Here is a 17642-nt window from a genome sequence, read left to right as displayed (position 1 = left end):
TTGTTCGAGTCTGTGCCGCCGGAGACCAAGATGCCTAGGCGTATGCCGACCGTTGCGGAGATGATTCCGCGGTCACTCGTCGGCTTGGCACCCAATACCCGCGACCTCTACGCCTCGTATCTGCAGCTGCTGGCCGAGCGGCACGGTAACCGTAAAATCGACCAAGTCGTCACCTCGGATGTCACCGAGCTGGGTGTGTGGGCCCAAGCCATGGCTGTGCGCCGGCGAACCTCCGTCAATGGCTCCAGCGCCCGGGAACATGCCATCAGTGCCTGCCGCAGGCTCTTCGACATTGCCGTGGCCGACGGTCACCTACGACACAACCCTGCCAAAGCCGTTCGGAAGCCCTGCCGGCCGGAGAGCCGGCGAACCGCGCTCACCGACCAGCAGATCGCCGACGTCTACGCCGTCGTCAGCGACAACGAAACTGGACTGTTGACTTTTCTGCTCGAAACCGGCTGCCGCCGAGAGGGACTGCTCAACCTGACACCCGACAAGCTGCGCCCAGCACGTCAAGCCATCCTGCTCGACGAGAAAGGCAGCCGCGTCCGAGAGCAACCAGTTTCTGTCGTGATGATGGAGTATCTCCAGCAGCCCGCCTGCCCGCTCTACTGCTGGACCCGGCGTCGGCTCGACAGCCTCTGGCTGCGGGTACGCCACCGGCTTGCGTGGGCCGACGAGATCGGCCTCAGTACCCACTGGTTCCGGCACACCACGATCACCAACGTCGAGCGCACGACCTGGTCCTACGCGCTGGCCGCAGCGTTCGCCGGGCACACCCTCAGCGGGATAGGCGCGACACCCACCTACATCGCCTCATACAGACTGGCCGACGTCGCGTGGGCGTTCACCGAGGTTTTCGGTGGCACTCATCCGCTGGTCATTCCCGGCCGGACGCCCTTCTGGGCCGAAGCGCGGAGTTAGCTCCAAACTTGACCGATCGTGGTGGCCGGGGGTTCCGCGAGCGGAGTCGTCGATCGAATCGCGACCATCGGCGCGGAACCCCATCGGCATCCTCAGGCGGCGTTGGTCAGCGCCGCGTCGATGGCCTGGTGCAGCGCTGCCCTGCTGATCGTGACGATGCCTTCAGGTGCGGCCGCGTCGTGCTGAAGCCCGGCGACGATGTAGTCCTGCATGAGTCGTGACGGGGTGGTGCCGCGTCGATCAGCTTCGGCCTCGAGGGCCTCGGACCATTCGGCGGGAAGGCGTACGGAGTGCACGATCTTCGCGCGGGGGCGGTCGGTGACGATCTCGGCACCGGTCCAGTCGTGGTTGTCGAGTGCGGCTTGGATATCGCTGTTGTCGGTCATGGTCATCCCTTCAGCATCCGCTCGATCGAGGCGATCTCCGCGTCATCGAGGTATCGCGCCCCCGCGACGGTGTACTGGTCGTCACGGTGTGAATCGAGTTCGATCAACGCCACGGCCAGCCAGCGCCCTTGCCGGTCCCTGCCCGCCACGTTGAGCACCGCCCCGATGTGCCTGCGCACGACGGGCCGGCTCTGACGCAGCACGAACACCGCGTCCTGCCATGCCACGCCCGCGGCGCCCAGAGCGGTGTAGCTATCGTCGCTGAACTCGTAGTTCTCCTCCACGAGCCTAGTGTAAACGTTGCGTATACGGATCGAAAATCCACCTCTTGGTCCGCCCGGAAGGCGGCGAGCGGACGACCCGCACCGCGCGATCGCGGTTCCGCGTTGTGAAAGGGTGGAACATGTGACAACGAGTCGGCGTCCTCCGCATGGCCTGGTCGGCGTGGGCTATGAGGGGCAGACCGCGGAAAAGCTCATCGCGAAGCTGCGAGCGATGGGCGTCTCCCGGCTGGTCGACGTCCGGTTGACCCCGCTGTCGCGCAAGCGGGGCCTCTACGAGCATCGGCGGGAGCTCGGAAACCCGAAGCAGAACCGCCCGGGTTTCGCCGGCTCCGATGCGGCCCGTGAGGACGCGCGGACGCTGTTCGCGGAACTATTGCGTCGGCCGGAGTCCCGAACGGCACTGGACGCGGTCGCCGAGGCTGGCCGGCGGGAGCGCGTCGCGGTCCTGTGTTTCGAGGCGGACGAGAGCCGTTGCCACCGCCAAGTCGTGATCCAGGAAGTTCAGCGGCGCATCTGACGCGGCGGGGGCCGATTAGGCGGCCAGTAGACGCCCATCACGCTGAATACGTGCGACCGCTTGGCCTGATTGCCTACGTAGAACGCGACGTCCCGGCTCGGAGCGCACAGTTCGTCCAGGAACTTCGCCGAAATCAGGCGGCGCAGCTCATCGTCGCCCGCGCTGACCAGACGCCGCTGGAAAGCCACCAATTCCCAGTCCAGGACGCCTTGCCGGTGGCCGCCGCAGCCAGGTTCATGGCAGTGATACCGGTAGCTCGCACGGAACCTGGGTGGCTCGAGCGCCGTGCGGTCGGAGCTGCTGAACAGGTCGGGCTGGTTATGTAGACGTCGATCTTGCGTTGCTCGTCCGGGGTCCAGCCTGGGTGTGCCTCCACGACCAGGCCGTCGACCGTCCGCGGTCGGACCAGGGCCAGGGACTGGGCATTCGCGTTGGCTTGGGCCGCACGGTTGAGGCGACACATCGAGTCTTCGACGTACTCGTCGAGCAGCGCGCGGCGCGGCTTCCATGGTTCGAGGTGCCGATCGGTCACCATCGTTTCCATGATCGGCCGGAAGCTCTCCCGCCGTTGATCCTGCGGGTTCGGCTTCGCGTTCACCGTGACCACGTCGTACTTGCGGAACCGGTCGTCGCTGGCCAACTCCCGGAAGTTGATCGGGTACAGCCGGATCCAGCCGCGCCGCTGCAGATCTGTGCTCAGCCCGGCAACGCAGACGGTCTCGCCGTAGCGCTCTGACGGGTTCGATGCTGCCTTCACGGTGATCAGTACGTTGAGCCGCACGAGTTGGCCGATCGGCGGCTTCGGCTCCGGCCCACCTTCGGGCGGCCCGAACAACGACATTTGCGTCAACCAGACCACCGCCACTTGTAGTAACTGTTCGGTCACTAAAGGCTAGGTTGCCAGATTCGAGTGCTGCGGGAAAGGTCGAGCCGGAGACTCTCCGATGTAGGCGAGGGCCACCGTCTACGTGGCCCATCCTTGGTATGAGCAGGGTTACCTCGGTCAGGACCGTGGCCAGGTCGGGCAGCGTGAGCGCCTGCAACTGCGTCGGCAGCAACCGTAGGACCTCGTCGGCGGTGCAGAGTTCCATGAGAAGTGGTACAGCGACCGGCCCATCCCGGTCAGGAAGAACCGGGTGGCCGCAACTTCGTCCGAACGCGGTGAGTTCGTCGCGTCCACCACGACGTCGGCACCCTCCAGCGCCGCGTCGAGCCCAGCACCGGAGAACACGTCCGTGCCGGTCGAGAGCGCGGTGGGGACCGTCTGGCGCCCAGCCACCCGAACCGCCGCGACCAAGTACCGCCCGATCCGCCCGGTGACGCCCATGACCACGATCAGACACTCATCACCCGCACCGCCCGCCAGCGACGCAATGGCCGAGGCGGGCGGCACGCGGGCGAGAACGCGATCAGCGCGGCCCGGGCGCTGTTCACCCGGGCGATCGCCGATGGATTTGTCGCCGTGGGCGCCAGCCCGGCCACACCGGGTCGCTATGCCGCGTCGGCTGCCCAGTTGCCGGCGCGCGTTGACACCGGGCGAGCTCAGCGAGATCAACCGGGTCGCCCGGACCTGCGGCAACGATGCCGTGCTCGATGCCCTGCTGCTGCGCCTGCACACCGAGACCGCATGCCGACGCGGCGGTGCCCTCGGACTACGGGTCATGGACCTTGATCGTGGACGGGGTCTGGTGCGGCTGCGGGAGAAAGGCGAGACCCTTCGCTGGCAGCCGGTCACCCTGGAACTCGCCGCGAAGCTCGACGAGCACGCCACCATGCGCGGTGCTGTGCGTCCTACCGATCCGTTGCTGCGTTTCCGCGACGGCCGCGCACTGACCAGCCGAGCCAGACCGGCACCAAGGCCGACGTCCAGTGCTTCCAGTACGACTACCTGCGCCGGCTGACCGAAGCCTGGGCCCAGGCGACGACCGCCTGCGCAGCCACGCCGGTCGAATCGGTGCTCGGCGGCGCGGCCCCGTACTGGCAGAGCTTCAAGTACGACGTTTCCGGCAACCGCACCGAAGAGACCACCCACAAGACGGTCTCCACCGGCACGGACGTCAAGAAGGTCTACACCCCGTTCGGCAAGGGCGCGCAGCCGGCACACGCGGTCAAGCGCACCGACATCACCAGCACGACCGCGGGCAAGGTGGTGACGACTGCTGACACCTACGAGTACGACGAGATCGGTAACACCCGAAAGCGCAACCTGGCCGGCAAGCCGGGCGAGGAGTACCGCTGGGACGCTGAGGGCCGGGTCTCCGAGATCCTCAAGGCCGGCGTGGTGGTGGCCTCGTTTCTCTACGACGCCTCCGGCAACCGCCTGATCCGCCGGGACATCACCGGCAAGGCGGTGACGCTCTACCTCGGCGGCATGGAGCTCAAGCTCGACACGTCGACCACCGACGTCAGGACCCAGAAGGTCACGGCGACCCGCTACTACAGCTACGCCGGCATGACCGTGGCGATGCGCATCAAGGCCGGCGTGATGTGGCTGGCAGGTGGGCAGAACGGCACCAGCGAGCTGTCCATCAACGCGGCGGATTCGAAGGTGGTGCAGCGCCGTACGCTGCCGTTCGGCGGTGTGCGCGGCAGCACCGGAGCCTGGGCGGGGGAGAGGGGATTCGTCGGCGGCACGAACGACGCCGTCACGGGTCTAACTCACGTGGGAGCTCGCGAGTACGACCCGGCAACCGGTCGTTTCCTCTCGCCTGACCCGGTGATCGACTTCGCCGACCCGCAGCAGCTGAACGCGTTCGCCTACGGTCGAAACAATCCGTTCGCGTTCCCCGACCCTTCCGGTATGTGGTGGGGCTGGAGCAAGTCCGGTCACCTGGCCTTGGACGTCATCGGCCTGGTGCCCGCGTTCGGTGAGGCTGCCGACCTCATCAACGGCGTCTGGTATGCCGCCGAGGGCAACTACGTGGACTCGAAGCTCTCCTTCGCCTCAGCGATCCCGATCGCCGGATACGGCGCCTCCGCGGCAAAGGGCGTGAAGTACGCCGACGAGGCCGTCGATGCCATCGATGTTGCCGTTGACACCGCCAAGACCGCCGACAAGGCCAAGGATGCGGCCAAAGCCGCGGACGACGTCGTTCCTCCGGCAGTCCCGAAGGCGGCGACTCCGCCGAAGCCGGACCCGCCGGCGGCTCCGAAGGACGCTCCCTCCGGAGCCAAGGACACCTCCCCTGCCAAACCCGAGAGCCCGGCTAACGGTGGTGGTTCTCCGGGCGCCGGCAAGAACGCCGGTCCGAAGAGCGCCGGCGCCGACTTCAAGCCGACCGTGAAGGTGCACTCTCCCAAGGGTCCATGGACCGTGGAATCGCGGGTGAGTGACGGAAACGCTCTGCGGGATGAGGCAGGCGAGCCTTTGCGTACGGGCAAGACGCGGACCTGGACGAGTGCGATCAACATCAAGACGGGAGACATCGCCGTCGGGTGTTCGGGGCGGGGTAAGTGCGCTGAAGGAAATATCTTGCAGCAAACCGGCTGGGACATGAAAGACGTCCTTTTTAACCGGGCTGCTGCATACCAGAGAACTCCCGGGGGCAAGAAGGTGTGGGAGGAGAAGGCGATCTGCCGGAGGTGCTCAAGTATGATTCCTGAGGAAAACATCGTTCCCAGAGCATTGTTCTCCCACTAGCAGGACGGATGACCGCTATGAAAGCGCGGGCCGCTAGACTTGAGGTGCGCAGACATGACTGGTCTGCCTACCGGGCGCCAGAATCCGGCGGCCTTGGTATCGCGGACGTGTTCACGCGGCTGCTTGACGCGGAGGATGCCGCCGAGTCTGTGGGTGTCAGCCTGGAGGATCGCCTTGAAGTGCAGTCAATGGTCTACGAGGTGGCCCTTCCCGCATTGGATGTGATTCTGGCCGCATATGCGGAGAATCCTCCGGTCTGGGTGGAGAGCGAGTTACTCAATGCGTTGCACAGCATCATTCTCGGCGAACCGCACGAATCCGAGACGGAGTTGGGAAACCATGACCTGGTGGACCGTTGCATAGAACGCGCCCGTGACGGTATTTGGGTTCTTTACGCGCGACTGTCAAAATTCAATGCTGATTTTCTGATAGATATCCTGGAAGAGCTTGACACGGACAAGGATCGCTTCCAGGCGTATCGAAGTGAATTTGCTCAGTACCTGTGACCTGCGGTGTGTTGAGCGTTGATCCGCCGACGTAGTCGGTGTCGGTCGCCGTTGACCATTTCGGTATTGGGTGATCCATTGGGCGTGCGGGAGTCGCCGATCGCGCGCGATCGGTTTTGTTCCTGGTGTGATTGTTCGGGGTGGGACTGGGATGATGGTGGAGCCGCCTGATTTCGGTGGGTGTGGGCTGGTTCGGCAGCGTGCAGTTGTTCACGGAGGTTAAGAGGTTGTCGAACGCCGTTTTGAACCAGCCCCAAGCTCTCACGCGGCAGGGGGCCCGGGGCACCCTTCCCGGATCGACCATCAGGGCGAGGGGATCGTCCGCCGAATCTCGGCCATCGCTGATGGCCTCCGTCTTTCATAAGGTGCTGGCTCGGCCTCGTGGCGTTCGAGTCTCGCCGGACCTCACCGGGGTTCGAGTCCCAAGTAATTATCACATTGCCGGGTGCCGGGCTACGATTTGATTCTCCGTGCGCAGATGGGGCTTTCCGCGGTTGGGGTCAAGGCAGAAATAGGTCCTCGTCCGGACACGTTGACCCCCAAAAGATCATTCATGTTATGCATGGATCTCGATGGGGGTTCTTTGCTGTCGAGGCTCGGCCTTTGACGCGCTGACGGACTTCCGGCGTGGTGAGGCCGGCTGATGCGTTGTGGTCGCTATCGGCAGGATGAGCTGGCCGTTGGCCAGCATCTCGTTTGCTGGTCGCGCGTCGGTTCGGTGTCGTCATGGATGGTGTCTTCGACCGCGACCGTGTCGGGACTGGAGACGATCAGTGCGTCCCGGGCGCGCAGACAAGCGGCGTGTTGTCCGGCGTCGGCGCATCGGGTCAACTCGGAGTTCGCGATGTCGAAGATTTGCTCGACGATGCGTGTCTGCGACCAGTACACCTGTCGGGGTCGGCCGGGTGGGCGGTGGCGTGTCCGTGCCGGCAGCGGTATCCCGGGCGCTGGTTGACCCAGTGGCCCTACGGGCGTCGCCCGCAGATGAGCAGGCCGGTGGGTTGGTAGCGGTGCACCCGGCCGTCCTGAGGTACCGGTAGGGCGAGCAGGTGGCTGACCGTGGCGCGGCCAGGGTGCATGGCCTTGGCCTGGAGCAGCACGCCGATCTCGCGCAAACGGGGCTTTCGATGAGGCGTACGGCTTGCCGTTGACCAGCACGTCGCCGGAGGTCGGGGCGTCGAGGCCGACGATGAGTCACCCAGAGCGGCGTACCGGATCATCACGATGTGCACCAGGTTTGTGCCGAGCCCCTCTCATGCCAGGTAGCGCAGACCGGGGATCTGGAGGCAGCCACGCCAGTAGGCACCGGCCGGTGCCAGCAGATAGAGCTCGAACACGGTCTCGACGGAGCGGCCGCCGTCGAGCAACTCGCCGGGGATGCGGACGCCACCCTGGGTCGTCCCGTAGTAGGTCTGCCTGTAGCTCTGCGGCGTCGTGGTCGACAGGAACTGGCCGTCGAACCGGCCGCGGTCGATCACGCCGGAGACGTTGTCGGCCGCGTCGAGGGAGACGTTGCAGCCGAACTCCGCCAGGTAGGCCACGTCGGCGTGGCACCTGTGCCCTTCGTGACGCCCCGCAACGCCTTGGGCTGCGTCGGCCGTAGCGGCGTGGCGAACGGCGTGATCTTGATGGCGGTGGTGTGTCTCCAGGGGGAGAGAATCAGCGGATCGGCATCCCGGAGATCGCCCGGGAGATGACCAGCCGCTGGATCTCGGAGGTGCCCTCGAAGATGGTGTAGATCTTGGCGTCCCGGTACATCCGCTCGACCGGGTGGTCGCGCAGGTAGCCGGCGCCGCCGAGGATCTGCACCGCCTTCTCGGTGGCGGCCACGGCCACCTCGCCGGCTTTGAGTTTCGACATGGAGCCCTCGCCGGCGGTGAACGGCCGGTCGTTGCGGCCCATCCAGGCGGCCCGCCAGACCAGCAGCCGGGCGGCGTCGATCTCGGTGCGCATGTCGGCCAGGGCGAACGCGATCGCCTGGTTCTCGATGATCGGCCGGCCGAACTGCACCCGGGTCTTGGCGTAGTCGAGGGCGTATTCGTAGGCGGCGCGGGCGATGCCGATGGCCTGGGCGCCGACGGCCGGGCGGGACAGTTCGAACGTGCGCATGGCGGCCTGGCGGCTGGCGCGCTGTCCCGAGCGGGCGCGGGCCAGTCGTTCGTCGAGCGCCTCCTTGCCGCCGAGCAGGCAGCTGCCGGGCACCCGTACGTCGTCGAGGAAGATGTCCGCGGTGTGCGAGGCCCGCAGGCCGAGTTTCCTGAGTTTCCGGGTGCTCGCCAGGCCGGGGGTGCCGGGCGGGACGATGAAGGCGGCCTGGCCGCGCGCGCCGAGTTCCGGGTCGATCGAGGCGGTGACCACGTGCACGTTGGCGATGCCGCCGTTGGTGGCGTACGCCTTCTGCCCGTTGAGGACCCACTCGTCCTTCGCCTGGTCGTAGCCGGCCCGGGTGCGCATCGCGGCGACGTCCGAGCCGGCCTCCGGCTCGCTGGTGCAGAACGCGCCGATCTTGGGATCAGCGGCGTCGCCGAAGCACTGCGGGACCCACTCGACGAGTTGCTCGGGAGTGCCGGAGCCGTAGATCGCGGCGACCGCGAGGGAGGTGCCGGAGATCGCCATGGCGATCCCGCCGTCGCCCCAGAACAGCTCCTCGTTGGCCAGCGGCAGCGACAGCCCGGTCGGGTCGGACCAGGTGTTGGCGAGGAACTCGAATCCGTAGAGGCCGATCTTCGCCGCCTCCTGGATCACCGGCCACGGCGTCTCCTCGCGCTCGTCCCACTCGGCAGCGGCCGGGCGGACGACTCCTTCGGCGAAGCCGTGCACCCACTCGCGCAGGTCACGCTGTTCCTCGTTCAGATCGAGCCAGAACTCCACGGTAGAGCCAGCCTTTCCTCGGAGAAACCTACTCACGCGTTAAGTTACGGGGAGGATGGGTAGTCTGCCAAGGGTGTCGACCAATCGCACCTTCAAGCGACTGCCCCGTGAGGTCCGTGAGCAGCAGGTGCTCGACGCCGCGGTGCGGGTCTTCTCCCAGCACGGCTTCCACGCCGCGTCGATGGACGAGATCGCCGAGGTCGCCGGCGTCTCCAAGCCCATGGTCTACGCCTACCTGGGCACCAAGGAGGAGCTGTTCATCGCCTGCCTGCGCCGCGAGGCCGCCCGGCTGCTGGCGGCGATCGCCGACGTGGTCGACCCGGCCCTCGGCCTGAGCGATCAGCTGTGGTCGGGCCTGCGGGCGTTCTTCACCTTCGTCGGCGCACACCGCGACGGCTGGTCCGTGCTCTACCGGCAGGCCCGCGGGCAGGAGCCGTTCGCCGCCGAACTGGCCGCCATGCGCCGGCGCATCGTCGACGTGATCGCCGGCATGCTCGACCGGGCCGTACGGGCCGAGGGCCGCCAGATCTCCGGCACCGATCTCGAGGTCAGCGCGTACGCCCTGGTCGGCGCCGGGGAATCGCTTGCCGACTGGCTGGCCGAGCACCCGGACGCGGACCCGGACCGGACCGCCGGACGGCTGATGAACGTCGCCTGGCTGGGCGCCGCGCAGCTGCTCCGCGGCGACGTCTGGGTCCCGGGCGGCGCCGAACCACCGGTCACGTCCCGGGACGCGGCGTGACCCCGGTGACCGAGCCGGCCAGGTGGGGGCGCCCGGAGCCCGCCGCGTGCAGGGTGAAGGCCCAGCCGTCGGTGGCCCGCGCCGCGGCGAAGGAGACGGTCGCCGGCAGCAGGACGGGCAGCTTGAAGGCGACATCCACGCGGTAGGCCGCCGGCAGCCGCCCGTTGAGGGCGGCCAGGCAGTGTGCCTTGCTCCACATCCCGTGCGCGATCGGGCGGGAGAAGCCGAACAGGTACGCGCCCAGCCGCGAGGTGTGGATCGGGTTGTGGTCGCCGGAGACGGCGGCGTAGTCGCGACCCACCCGGACCGGGACCCGCCAACGCGCGGTGGCGGCCGGCCCGGGCGGTCGGTCGCCCCGGGCGGCGCCCGGACGGTCCTTGCGGAGGTACGTGGAGACGCCACGCCACGCCTCCTCCCCGTCGACAGCCGCCGAGCTGATGACGTCGAACTGCTGTCCCCGGTCGTGCGGGCGCAGGCCGGCCGCCCGCACGGACAGGTCGAGCCGGCTGCCGGCGTCGATCGGCCGGCGCACCGTGATGCGGTTCGCGACGTGCACCAGCCCGGCGAGCGGGAACGGGAAGTCCGGGGTGGACATCAGCCGCATCGCGAGCGGCGCGGCCAGCACGTGCGGATAGGTGGCCGGCAGCGCGTCGGCGAGCCGGAAGCCGCAGACCCGGTCGTAGCGGGCGAGGTGCTCGCGGTCGATGACCGCCGCCCGGCGGATCACCGTCCGGTCGGGCAGCGAGGTGCCGCGCCGGCGGGAAAGCAGGCCGAGCGCGATCCGGGCGTACGAGGGGCCGGGCCGTCCCGTCAGGTCGACCGCCATCTCAGGCCCCCACCAGGCTCTGGCCGCAGACTCTGACCACGGTGCCGGTGACCGTGCCGGAGCCGGGCGAGGCGTACCAGGCGATGGTCTCCGCCACGTCGATCGGCAGGCCACCCTGCGCCATGCTGTTCATCCGCCGGCCGGCCTCGCGCAGCAGGACCGGCATCCGGGCGGTCATCGCGGTCTCGATGAAGCCCGGCGCGACCGCGTTGATGGTGATCCCACGACCGGCCAGGTCCGGGGCGCACGACTGCACCAGGCCGATCACGCCCGCCTTGGACGTGGCGTAGTTGGTCTGCCCCCGGTTGCCGGCGATACCGGCGATCGAGGCCACGCCGACGATCCGGCCGCCGTCGCCGAGCACCCCGCGCTCCACCAGGACGTCGTTGATCCGCTCCTGGCTGGACAGGTTCACGTCGAGCACCGAGTTCCACCGGGTGACGTCCATCCGGGCGATCGTCTTGTCGCGGGTGATCCCCGCGTTGTGCACCACCACGTCCACTCCGCCGGGCAGATAGGCGGCCAGTCGCTCGCCGGCGTCCGGCGCGGTCAGGTTCAGTTGCAGCGCCCGGCCGCGTACCTCGTTGGCCACCCCGGCGAGAGCGTCGCCGGCGTCCGGCACGTCCAGCGCGATCACCTCGGCGCCGTCGCGGGCGAGGACCCGGGCGGTGGCCGCTCCGATGCCCCGCGCCGCACCCGTGATCAGCGCGACCTTGCCGGCCAGTGGCCGGTCCCAGTCGGCCGGCGCGGTCGCCGAGCCGGTGCCGACCCGGATCACCTGGCCCGAGACGTACGCCGAACGACCGCTGAGCAGGAAGCGCAGCGTCGACTCGATGGCGTCCTCGCCGCCCGGCGCCACGTAGACGAGTTGCGCGGTGATACCGCGGCCGAACTCCTTGCCGATGCTGCGGACCAGCCCTTCCAGCGCACGCTGCGCGGTCGCCTCCCGCGCCGAGCCGCACATCTCGGGCGCGGTGCCCAGCACCACCACCCGGCCGGAGCCGAGTACCGAGCGGGCCGTCGGGTGGAAGAAGTCGTAGAGCGCCCGCAACCCGGTCGAGTCGAGGATCCCGGTGGCGTCGAAGATCAGCGCGCCGTAGCGGGTGCCGCCCTCGACGGCGCCGCTCACGTCGACGCCGATCCGGTCGAGCAGATCGCGGACCGGGCAGCCCAGCCGCCCGCCGGGCGCCGCACCCAGCAGCACCAGTCCGGGCGCGAGTGGCGCACCCGGTTCGTGGCGGCGCAACCGGGGCGGATCGGGAAGCCCCAGCCGCCGCACCACGGTTCGGCCAAGATCGGTATTCGCGAAACTCGCGTATCTGTCACCCATGCGAGTAACCTACTCGCCAGTAGGTTACCGATGAAGCTCCTGGAGGAATGCCGTGCAGAACACGCGCCGCGTGGCCGTCCTGGGCGGGAACCGGATCCCGTTCGCCCGGTCCGGCAGCCGGTATGCCCTCGCCACCAATCAGGACATGCTGACCGCCGCCCTGGACGGGCTGGTCGCCCGGTACGGGCTTGCCGGGCAGCGGATCGGCGAGGTGGTCGCCGGCGCGGTGCTCAAGCACTCCCGCGACTTCAACCTCACCCGCGAGGCCGTCCTCGGCTCCCGGCTGGACCCGCACACCCCGGCGTACGACATCCAGCAGGCCTGCGGCACCGGGCTGGAAGCCGTCATCCTGGTCGCCAACAAGATCGCGCTGGGTCAGCTGGAGGTCGGTATCGCCGGCGGGGTGGACACCACCTCGGACGCGCCGCTGCAGCTCAACGAGGACATGCGGCGGGCGTTGCTGGAGCTCAACCGGGCCCGCAGCCTCGGCGCCCGGCTCCGGGCCGTCGCCAAACTCCGTCCCCAGCAGGCCTTCCGCCCGGAGATTCCGCGCAACGCCGAGCCGCGCACCGGGCTGTCGATGGGCGAGCATGCCGCCGTCACCGCCGAGCGCTGGCACGTCGATCGCGAGTCGCAGGACGCCCTGGCCCTCGCCTCGCACCAGCGCCTCGCCGCCGCGTACGACCGGGGCTTCTTCGACGACCTGGTCACGCCGTACCTGGGGTTGACCCGGGACGAGAACCTGCGCCCCGACACCAGCCTGGACCGCCTTGCCGCGCTCAAGCCGGTCTTCGGCACCCGCGGCCGGGACGCCGGACGGGCCACCATGACCGCGGGCAACTCGTCGCCGCTGACCGACGGCGCGTCCACCGTGCTGCTGGCCTCCGAGGAATGGGCGCGGGCGCACTCGCTGCCGGTCCTGGCCTGGTTCACCGACTGCGAGACCGCCGCCGTCGACTTCGTGCACGGCGACGAGGGCCTGCTGATGGCGCCCGCGTACGCCGTACCCCGGATGCTCGCCCGTCGTGGCCTGACGTTGCAGGACTTCGACTTCTACGAGATCCACGAGGCATTCGCCGCACAGGTGCTGGCGACCCTGGCGGCCTGGGAGTCGCCCGAGTTCGACAAGCTCGGCGCGATCGACCGGGACCGGCTCAACGTCAACGGATCCTCGCTGGCGGCCGGCCACCCGTTCGCCGCGACCGGCGGCCGGATCGTGGCGAACCTGGCCAAGCTGCTCGCCGAGAAGGGTTCCGGCCGTGGCCTCATCTCCATCTGCGCCGCCGGCGGCCAGGGCCTGGTCGCCATCCTGGAGCGCTGACCCGCCCGGCGGGGTCAACCGCAGCTGGAGGTGCGTGCCTCCCCGTTGAAGGTGTCGATGTTCTCCACCTTCCAGGATCCGTCCTGGCGCACCGCGTTGACGGCGAACATCGCGCCCGCGGTGGCTGTCTGTTTCGTGGCGGTGCTGGTGTCGCTCTGGGTGGCGAAGACGAGCACCCGCGCGCGATTGCCGGTCAACATCTGCACCCCGCTGTTGGTGACCGTGACCGTGACGACCAGACGTTGCCGGGGCGCATGTTGCCGGACCACCGCGAACAGTTGGTCGTACTGGCAGACGGCCTTGCCGGTCAGCAGGCTCCGGGCGGCGTGCTGGGTCTTGTCGAGGTCGTTGTAGCGGTATGAGAAGAGCGTGTTGACCGCGTTGGCGACCTGACCGTTCGCCTCGCTGGTGGCGGCGTTGTCGGTCAGTGCGATGTTGGTGCCCGCCGCGGCGCGCACCTGGTCTGCCTGCTGAGCGAACCACGCGGCCAGTCCACTCAGGACCACGGCGGACAGGACAAGCGCCACGGGCCGCCGGAGGGAAGGCCCGGCAACCGGGGGTTCCGGCGGGGTGGCATTGGTGAGCGTCCGGCGCCGCACCATGCGCCGGGTAAAGGTTCGGCGGGTTGGGCGGGTGGGTGTCGGCATGCGCGCTGGTTCCTTCCGTGCGCGGGCTCAGGCCGCGGATACCGGTACCTGTCCGATGGAGCTGAGCTTCCAGGTCGACCCGGTGCGGGTGAGCTGGCCCGCCAGCCGTTCCCGCTTGGTGGTCGGCCGGCCGGTCGCCGGAGTCACCGTCAGCTCGATGGCCACGATGACGCTCGCCTTGCCGGCGCGATCGTCCAGCTCGGTCACCGCGCCGTCGAGGATCTTCGCCGTGGTGCTGGTCTTCGCCTTCTGGATCTGCGTGAGGAAGTTCTGGCGGCCCTGGTTGAGCTGGTCGCGCAGAGTGCCGGTGGTGGACTCGATCCACAGATCGATGCCGCTCTCGGCCGTACGGTAGTCCAGGGTGTTGAGATTCTGAATCGCCTGCCCGGCGGTGCGCATGACCTCGTCGCGGGTCTGCGAATACCGCAGCGAGTCGTCGTGCGCGGCCGACCACCACGACCAGCCGGTCCACCCCGCGGCGCCGGCGGCGACCAGAGCGAGCACGAGAGCCGACAGAACCAGCAGGCGGCGGGCCCGGGTCATCGGGCAGCTCCGCCGGACCGCTCGTGCAGCCGCCGGGCCCGCAGCACCAGCTCCATGGCGAAGCGGGAGTCCGGATCGTCGAGTTGCTCGCCGAGACTCTGCTCGAGCTGACGCATGCGGTAGCGGACGGTCTGCGGATGCACGCGCAGTCGCTCGGCGATCTTGGCCGCCGAGCCGCGCGCCTCCAGCCAGGCCTCGAGCGTCTCGATCAGCCGGTTCCGCCGGTGGGGGGTCATCTCCCGCACCGCGGCGAACTCGCGGTCGGCGAGTTGCTCGACGAGCGCCCGGTCGGAGAACAGCAGCATCTCGCAGAGGTACTGCTCGCACAGAATCACCGGTCCGGTTTCGATCGCGCCGGACTCGGCCAGGGCAAGCGCCTGCCGGGCCCAGCGCAGCGAGTCCGCTGCCGCGTTCACCCGCACGGTGGGACCGACCGCCAAGCGACTGCCGGGGAACACGGCGGCCAGGCGGGTCCGGCGGTCCGCCGAAAGCCGGCCGGGCACCAGCAGGCATGGCTCGACGGTGTCCAGATCGGACAACACGTCATCCAGGGGCGGCCGCGCATCCGGGGTGCCGTGGCCCATGGCGATCATGGTCACCTCGTCGGGCACGGTCCAGCCGGCCAGGTTGGCCAGGTCCTTCACCGCGCTCTCGGGGGCGGGCGGGGACTCCAGAATCAGCCGCAGCAGCCGGCGGCGCCATTGGTTCAGCGCGTCGGCGGTGTGTGCCTTCGCCTCCATGTACCCCTCGACGGACAGCGTGGCCAACTGGTCGATGTAGCCGAGCAACGTGTCGGCGAGCTGGAACATGGTCGAGGACAGCAGACCTTCTCGCCGTCCCACCTTCACGGCCCGTTGCCAGGACACCCGGGCGCCGACCCGGTATGCCGCCTGGAGGCTGTCCAGGCTGCGATCCTCGTTCGCCTCGTACCGGCCGAGCCGCCGGAACACCCCGTCCCAGCCGTCGTGGGACGCGGACGGGTCCGCGATCTGGTCGATGAAGGACTCGAGCGCGTGCTCGACGCCCAGCCGGATGGCCTGGCCGTACGGGCCGTCCATGGGGCGGGCGTACTCGGGGATGGTCTCGCGGATCTCGGTGATGATCTCGGCAGCCAGGCTGGGCAGTTCGGCCCGCATGATGACGGCCATGTGGCGGGGGAACACCTCTGCCGGCTTCGCCCGGCCGTTCCTCGTGGCGTTGCTGTCGACCTGCGGTGGACGGGTCATCGAGGTCTGCCCCTTCCTGACAGCCCTGCGGCCGGTTCGACGTGGCATCGAACATAGTCCATGTCGACCGACTTGGCCCAGGGTGGGCTCCGGGCCGGCCAGAGCCGACAAATCCGACATGCGGCGGCGGGCCGGTCCCGGGGCCGAATTTCGCGAGTCGTGACAATCGGCCCCGGCGCGTTCTGCGGTAAATGATAAGAAATTACGGCCTGCCGGGCGCCGAAGCAATTCATCGACGTCTCTTCTTGTGGCCGTATGTAACCCGTCAGTAACATACCGCCGAGGCCGACTCCGAGCGACTGACGGCCATCGATCCCAGGTCCTGCGTACGGCGCCGGCAGGCTCGGGAAGGGACCAGCGGAGCGGGCTACAGCCGGGCCCGGCGGCCATCCGGTCGCGGGTTTTCCCACAGGAGAGTGTCAATGCGCGTACGGACAGCAAGTGTTCTCATCGCGGCGATGGCCGCGACGGCAGTCGGCGTCACCGCCTCACCAGCCGCCGCCGCGGCCGACCTCAGTGCCACCTATCCGATCAACGGCGTCAGCCACATCAACTCCAACGACTCCGACCTGCCGCTGGGTCCGGGCAGCCTGCACGCGACGGTCAACCTGGCCAGCGGAGCCCTCACGGCCAGTGTCTCCCTGCCACCGGCCACCGGGAACTTCAAGGAACTCGGCTTCATCCCGGTTACCGCGACGGTCGAGCTCACCGAGGCGGAGCCGACCACGGGGTCGCTGAACCTCAACACCGGCGCGATGCAGAGCACGTCGCACATGACCCTGCGGCTGACTCGCCTCACCATCGCCGGCCTACCCGCTCCGGTCGGCAGCCGCTGCCAGACCGTCCGCCCGGCCGAGATCCCCTTGACCTCGCAGCCCGGGTTCAGCGTGCTTCGCGGTGGTGACGTCTCCGGGACGTACACCATCCCCCCGTTCGAGCACTGCCTGCTGAACACCGGGTTGATCAACCTGACCATCCCGGGGCCGGGCAACACGCTCACCCTGACCCTCGGCCCGGCTGTCCTCGGCTGAGCCGGCAATGCATCCCCCACTGAGGAGGCAACGATGAGTACGCGCACCCGCGTGACCCGCATCCTGTTCTCGTGTGCCGCCGCGACCAGCGCGGCGGTCCTGATCGGCGCCGGCGGTGTCCGCGCTGCGGACGCCGCGGCCACCATCACCGTCAGCAGTCCGTCGGAGGGCGGCTCGTACAGCGCCGTCACCTCGCACAGTTCGTTCCTGGATCTCAGCACCGGCATCTCGCTGACCTGTACGAGCGGCGGCGGCCAGAACTACGGATCTCGGGGCGCCGGTGTGCTGCCCAGCCAGACGGGCGTCGGCCTGCCCGCCACGTTCGCCACCGGCATCGAGAGCCTGCTGTTCAACACCGCGGGCGGCTGCACCAGCCTGCTCGGATCGGTGACCTCGATCGCGACGGACACGCCGTACGAGATCGTCATCCAGAACTACCCAGGCGTGAAGTCCGACGGCGTCACCCCGGCGAACGGGGACGGCTACATCCACATCAAGAACGTCAACGTGTCCATGCCGGCCTGCTCGTTCACCGTCTCGGGCGACGCGCCGGTGTACTACGACAACGCGACTCAGTCGTTGAACGTCACCCCGGACATCGCGCCGGAGTACGGCACCTCCACCACCGGCGACGTCACGCTGCCGGACGGCCCGTTGACGATCAGCAACGTCAGCGGCTGCCTCGGTGAGGTGCGGAACGGTGACATCGGCGCCTACTACGCCACCGCTGACGCCGAGAACCCGTTCGGCAACGACACGCCGTACGTGCTCGACACTGCCCTGCAGATCACGGCGCCGTAGTCCGGATCGGAAGCTCCGCCGCGCCCCGGTCGCCCGGCGACCGGGGC

General features: G+C 68.7%; 20 protein-coding genes. 9 read left to right on the top strand and 11 right to left on the bottom strand.

Annotated elements, in window-relative coordinates; all coding sequences use genetic code 11:
* Nucleotides 1-42 precede the first annotated feature (42 nt).
* Nucleotides 43-924: a tyrosine-type recombinase/integrase gene (locus tag ACIBQZ_RS28555; RefSeq protein ID WP_396091885.1), complete on the top strand. Its 882-nt coding sequence runs from the start codon at nucleotides 43-45 to the stop codon at nucleotides 922-924.
* Nucleotides 925-1016: 92 nt separating this feature from the next.
* On the opposite strand, the gene ACIBQZ_RS28550 is transcribed toward ACIBQZ_RS28555, so the two are convergent.
* Nucleotides 1017-1316, bottom strand: coding sequence for a hypothetical protein (locus ACIBQZ_RS28550; protein ID WP_396091884.1), 300 nt, complete (start codon nucleotides 1314-1316; stop codon nucleotides 1017-1019).
* Nucleotides 1313-1594 (bottom strand): hypothetical protein, encoded by a 282-nt coding sequence (locus tag ACIBQZ_RS28545; RefSeq protein ID WP_396091883.1) that lies wholly within the window; start codon nucleotides 1592-1594, stop codon nucleotides 1313-1315. The genes ACIBQZ_RS28550 and ACIBQZ_RS28545 overlap by 4 nt, the downstream gene beginning before the upstream one ends.
* Before the next feature lie 160 nt (nucleotides 1595-1754).
* On the opposite strand from ACIBQZ_RS28545, the gene ACIBQZ_RS28540 reads away from it, so the two are divergent.
* Nucleotides 1755-2111 carry a DUF488 family protein gene (locus ACIBQZ_RS28540; RefSeq protein WP_396091882.1) on the top strand — a complete coding sequence of 119 codons (357 nt, stop codon included), beginning with the start codon at nucleotides 1755-1757 and terminating at the stop codon, nucleotides 2109-2111.
* Between the two features lie 133 nt (nucleotides 2112-2244).
* Here the strand turns inward: ACIBQZ_RS28540 and ACIBQZ_RS28535 are convergent, their stop codons facing one another.
* Nucleotides 2245-2997 carry a hypothetical protein gene (locus ACIBQZ_RS28535; RefSeq protein ID WP_396091881.1) on the bottom strand — a complete coding sequence of 251 codons (753 nt, stop codon included), beginning with the start codon at nucleotides 2995-2997 and terminating at the stop codon, nucleotides 2245-2247.
* 607 nt (nucleotides 2998-3604) lie between these two features.
* On the opposite strand from ACIBQZ_RS28535, the gene ACIBQZ_RS28530 reads away from it, so the two are divergent.
* Genes ACIBQZ_RS28530 through ACIBQZ_RS28520 form a run of 3 tightly spaced genes read left to right on the top strand, consistent with a single transcriptional unit; the run spans nucleotide 3605 to nucleotide 6257 of the window.
* Nucleotides 3605-4012: a hypothetical protein gene (locus tag ACIBQZ_RS28530; protein ID WP_396091880.1), complete on the top strand. Its 408-nt coding sequence runs from the start codon at nucleotides 3605-3607 to the stop codon at nucleotides 4010-4012.
* Between the two features lie 53 nt (nucleotides 4013-4065).
* Nucleotides 4066-5751, top strand: a complete 1686-nt coding sequence (locus ACIBQZ_RS28525) for an RHS repeat-associated core domain-containing protein (protein WP_396091879.1) — start codon at nucleotides 4066-4068, stop codon at nucleotides 5749-5751.
* A gap of 8 nt (nucleotides 5752-5759) precedes the next feature.
* Nucleotides 5760-6257 carry a hypothetical protein gene (locus tag ACIBQZ_RS28520; protein WP_396091878.1) on the top strand — a complete coding sequence of 166 codons (498 nt, stop codon included), beginning with the start codon at nucleotides 5760-5762 and terminating at the stop codon, nucleotides 6255-6257.
* A gap of 965 nt (nucleotides 6258-7222) precedes the next feature.
* Here ACIBQZ_RS28520 and ACIBQZ_RS28515 read toward each other — a convergent pair.
* The 3 genes from ACIBQZ_RS28515 to ACIBQZ_RS28505 all read right to left on the bottom strand — a co-directional run bounded on the left by ACIBQZ_RS28515 (nucleotide 7223) and on the right by ACIBQZ_RS28505 (nucleotide 9128).
* Nucleotides 7223-7372: a hypothetical protein gene (locus ACIBQZ_RS28515; protein WP_396091877.1), complete on the bottom strand. Its 150-nt coding sequence runs from the start codon at nucleotides 7370-7372 to the stop codon at nucleotides 7223-7225.
* 138 nt (nucleotides 7373-7510) lie between these two features.
* The gene (locus tag ACIBQZ_RS28510) at nucleotides 7511-7798 is read right to left on the bottom strand and encodes a hypothetical protein (RefSeq protein ID WP_396091876.1); all 288 of its coding nucleotides are present in this window, start codon (nucleotides 7796-7798) and stop codon (nucleotides 7511-7513) included.
* A 118-nt stretch (nucleotides 7799-7916) separates the two neighbouring features.
* The gene (locus tag ACIBQZ_RS28505) at nucleotides 7917-9128 is read right to left on the bottom strand and encodes an acyl-CoA dehydrogenase family protein (protein ID WP_396091875.1); all 1212 of its coding nucleotides are present in this window, start codon (nucleotides 9126-9128) and stop codon (nucleotides 7917-7919) included.
* A 73-nt stretch (nucleotides 9129-9201) separates the two neighbouring features.
* Here ACIBQZ_RS28505 and ACIBQZ_RS28500 point away from each other — a divergent pair, with 73 nt between their 5' ends.
* Nucleotides 9202-9870 carry a TetR/AcrR family transcriptional regulator gene (locus ACIBQZ_RS28500; RefSeq protein ID WP_396091874.1) on the top strand — a complete coding sequence of 223 codons (669 nt, stop codon included), beginning with the start codon at nucleotides 9202-9204 and terminating at the stop codon, nucleotides 9868-9870.
* On the opposite strand, the gene ACIBQZ_RS28495 is transcribed toward ACIBQZ_RS28500, so the two are convergent.
* Together ACIBQZ_RS28495 and ACIBQZ_RS28490 are read right to left on the bottom strand one after the other, a co-directional pair.
* A complete protein-coding gene (locus tag ACIBQZ_RS28495; protein ID WP_396091873.1) occupies nucleotides 9848-10696 on the bottom strand; it encodes a MaoC/PaaZ C-terminal domain-containing protein in 849 nt (282 codons plus the stop codon). The two genes, ACIBQZ_RS28500 and ACIBQZ_RS28495, sit on opposite strands and share 23 nt — an antisense overlap.
* 1 nt (nucleotide 10697) lies before the next feature.
* On the bottom strand, nucleotides 10698-12026 hold the full coding sequence (locus tag ACIBQZ_RS28490) for a 3-oxoacyl-ACP reductase (protein ID WP_396091872.1): 1329 nt from the start codon (nucleotides 12024-12026) through the stop codon (nucleotides 10698-10700).
* A gap of 52 nt (nucleotides 12027-12078) precedes the next feature.
* Between ACIBQZ_RS28490 and ACIBQZ_RS28485 the strand changes: the two genes are divergently transcribed.
* On the top strand, nucleotides 12079-13347 hold the full coding sequence (locus ACIBQZ_RS28485) for an acetyl-CoA C-acetyltransferase (RefSeq protein WP_396091871.1): 1269 nt from the start codon (nucleotides 12079-12081) through the stop codon (nucleotides 13345-13347).
* A gap of 14 nt (nucleotides 13348-13361) precedes the next feature.
* Here ACIBQZ_RS28485 and ACIBQZ_RS28480 read toward each other — a convergent pair whose 3' ends face one another.
* The 3 genes from ACIBQZ_RS28480 to ACIBQZ_RS28470 are packed head-to-tail and all read right to left on the bottom strand — an operon-like array spanning nucleotide 13362 to nucleotide 15763.
* The gene (locus ACIBQZ_RS28480; RefSeq protein ID WP_396091870.1) at nucleotides 13362-13994 is read right to left on the bottom strand and encodes a hypothetical protein; all 633 of its coding nucleotides are present in this window, start codon (nucleotides 13992-13994) and stop codon (nucleotides 13362-13364) included.
* Between the two features lie 27 nt (nucleotides 13995-14021).
* A complete protein-coding gene (locus ACIBQZ_RS28475; RefSeq protein WP_396091869.1) occupies nucleotides 14022-14537 on the bottom strand; it encodes a hypothetical protein in 516 nt (171 codons plus the stop codon).
* Entirely contained in the window at nucleotides 14534-15763 is a 1230-nt protein-coding gene (locus ACIBQZ_RS28470; RefSeq protein ID WP_396091868.1) for a helix-turn-helix domain-containing protein, read from the bottom strand. The genes ACIBQZ_RS28475 and ACIBQZ_RS28470 overlap by 4 nt, the downstream gene beginning before the upstream one ends.
* A 422-nt stretch (nucleotides 15764-16185) precedes the next feature.
* On the opposite strand from ACIBQZ_RS28470, the gene ACIBQZ_RS28465 reads away from it, so the two are divergent.
* Together ACIBQZ_RS28465 and ACIBQZ_RS28460 are read left to right on the top strand one after the other, a co-directional pair.
* Nucleotides 16186-16794, top strand: coding sequence for a hypothetical protein (locus ACIBQZ_RS28465; RefSeq protein WP_396091867.1), 609 nt, complete (start codon nucleotides 16186-16188; stop codon nucleotides 16792-16794).
* A 33-nt stretch (nucleotides 16795-16827) separates the two neighbouring features.
* Nucleotides 16828-17595: a hypothetical protein gene (locus tag ACIBQZ_RS28460; RefSeq protein WP_396091866.1), complete on the top strand. Its 768-nt coding sequence runs from the start codon at nucleotides 16828-16830 to the stop codon at nucleotides 17593-17595.
* Nucleotides 17596-17642 lie beyond the last annotated feature (47 nt).

The sequence above is a fragment of the Actinoplanes sp. NPDC049599 genome, assembly GCF_044465625.1.
Classification (GTDB): Bacteria; Actinomycetota; Actinomycetes; order Mycobacteriales; family Micromonosporaceae; genus Actinoplanes.
The sequence above is the reverse complement of the archived record's forward strand: the minus strand, read 5'-3'. Positions and strand labels throughout refer to the sequence as shown.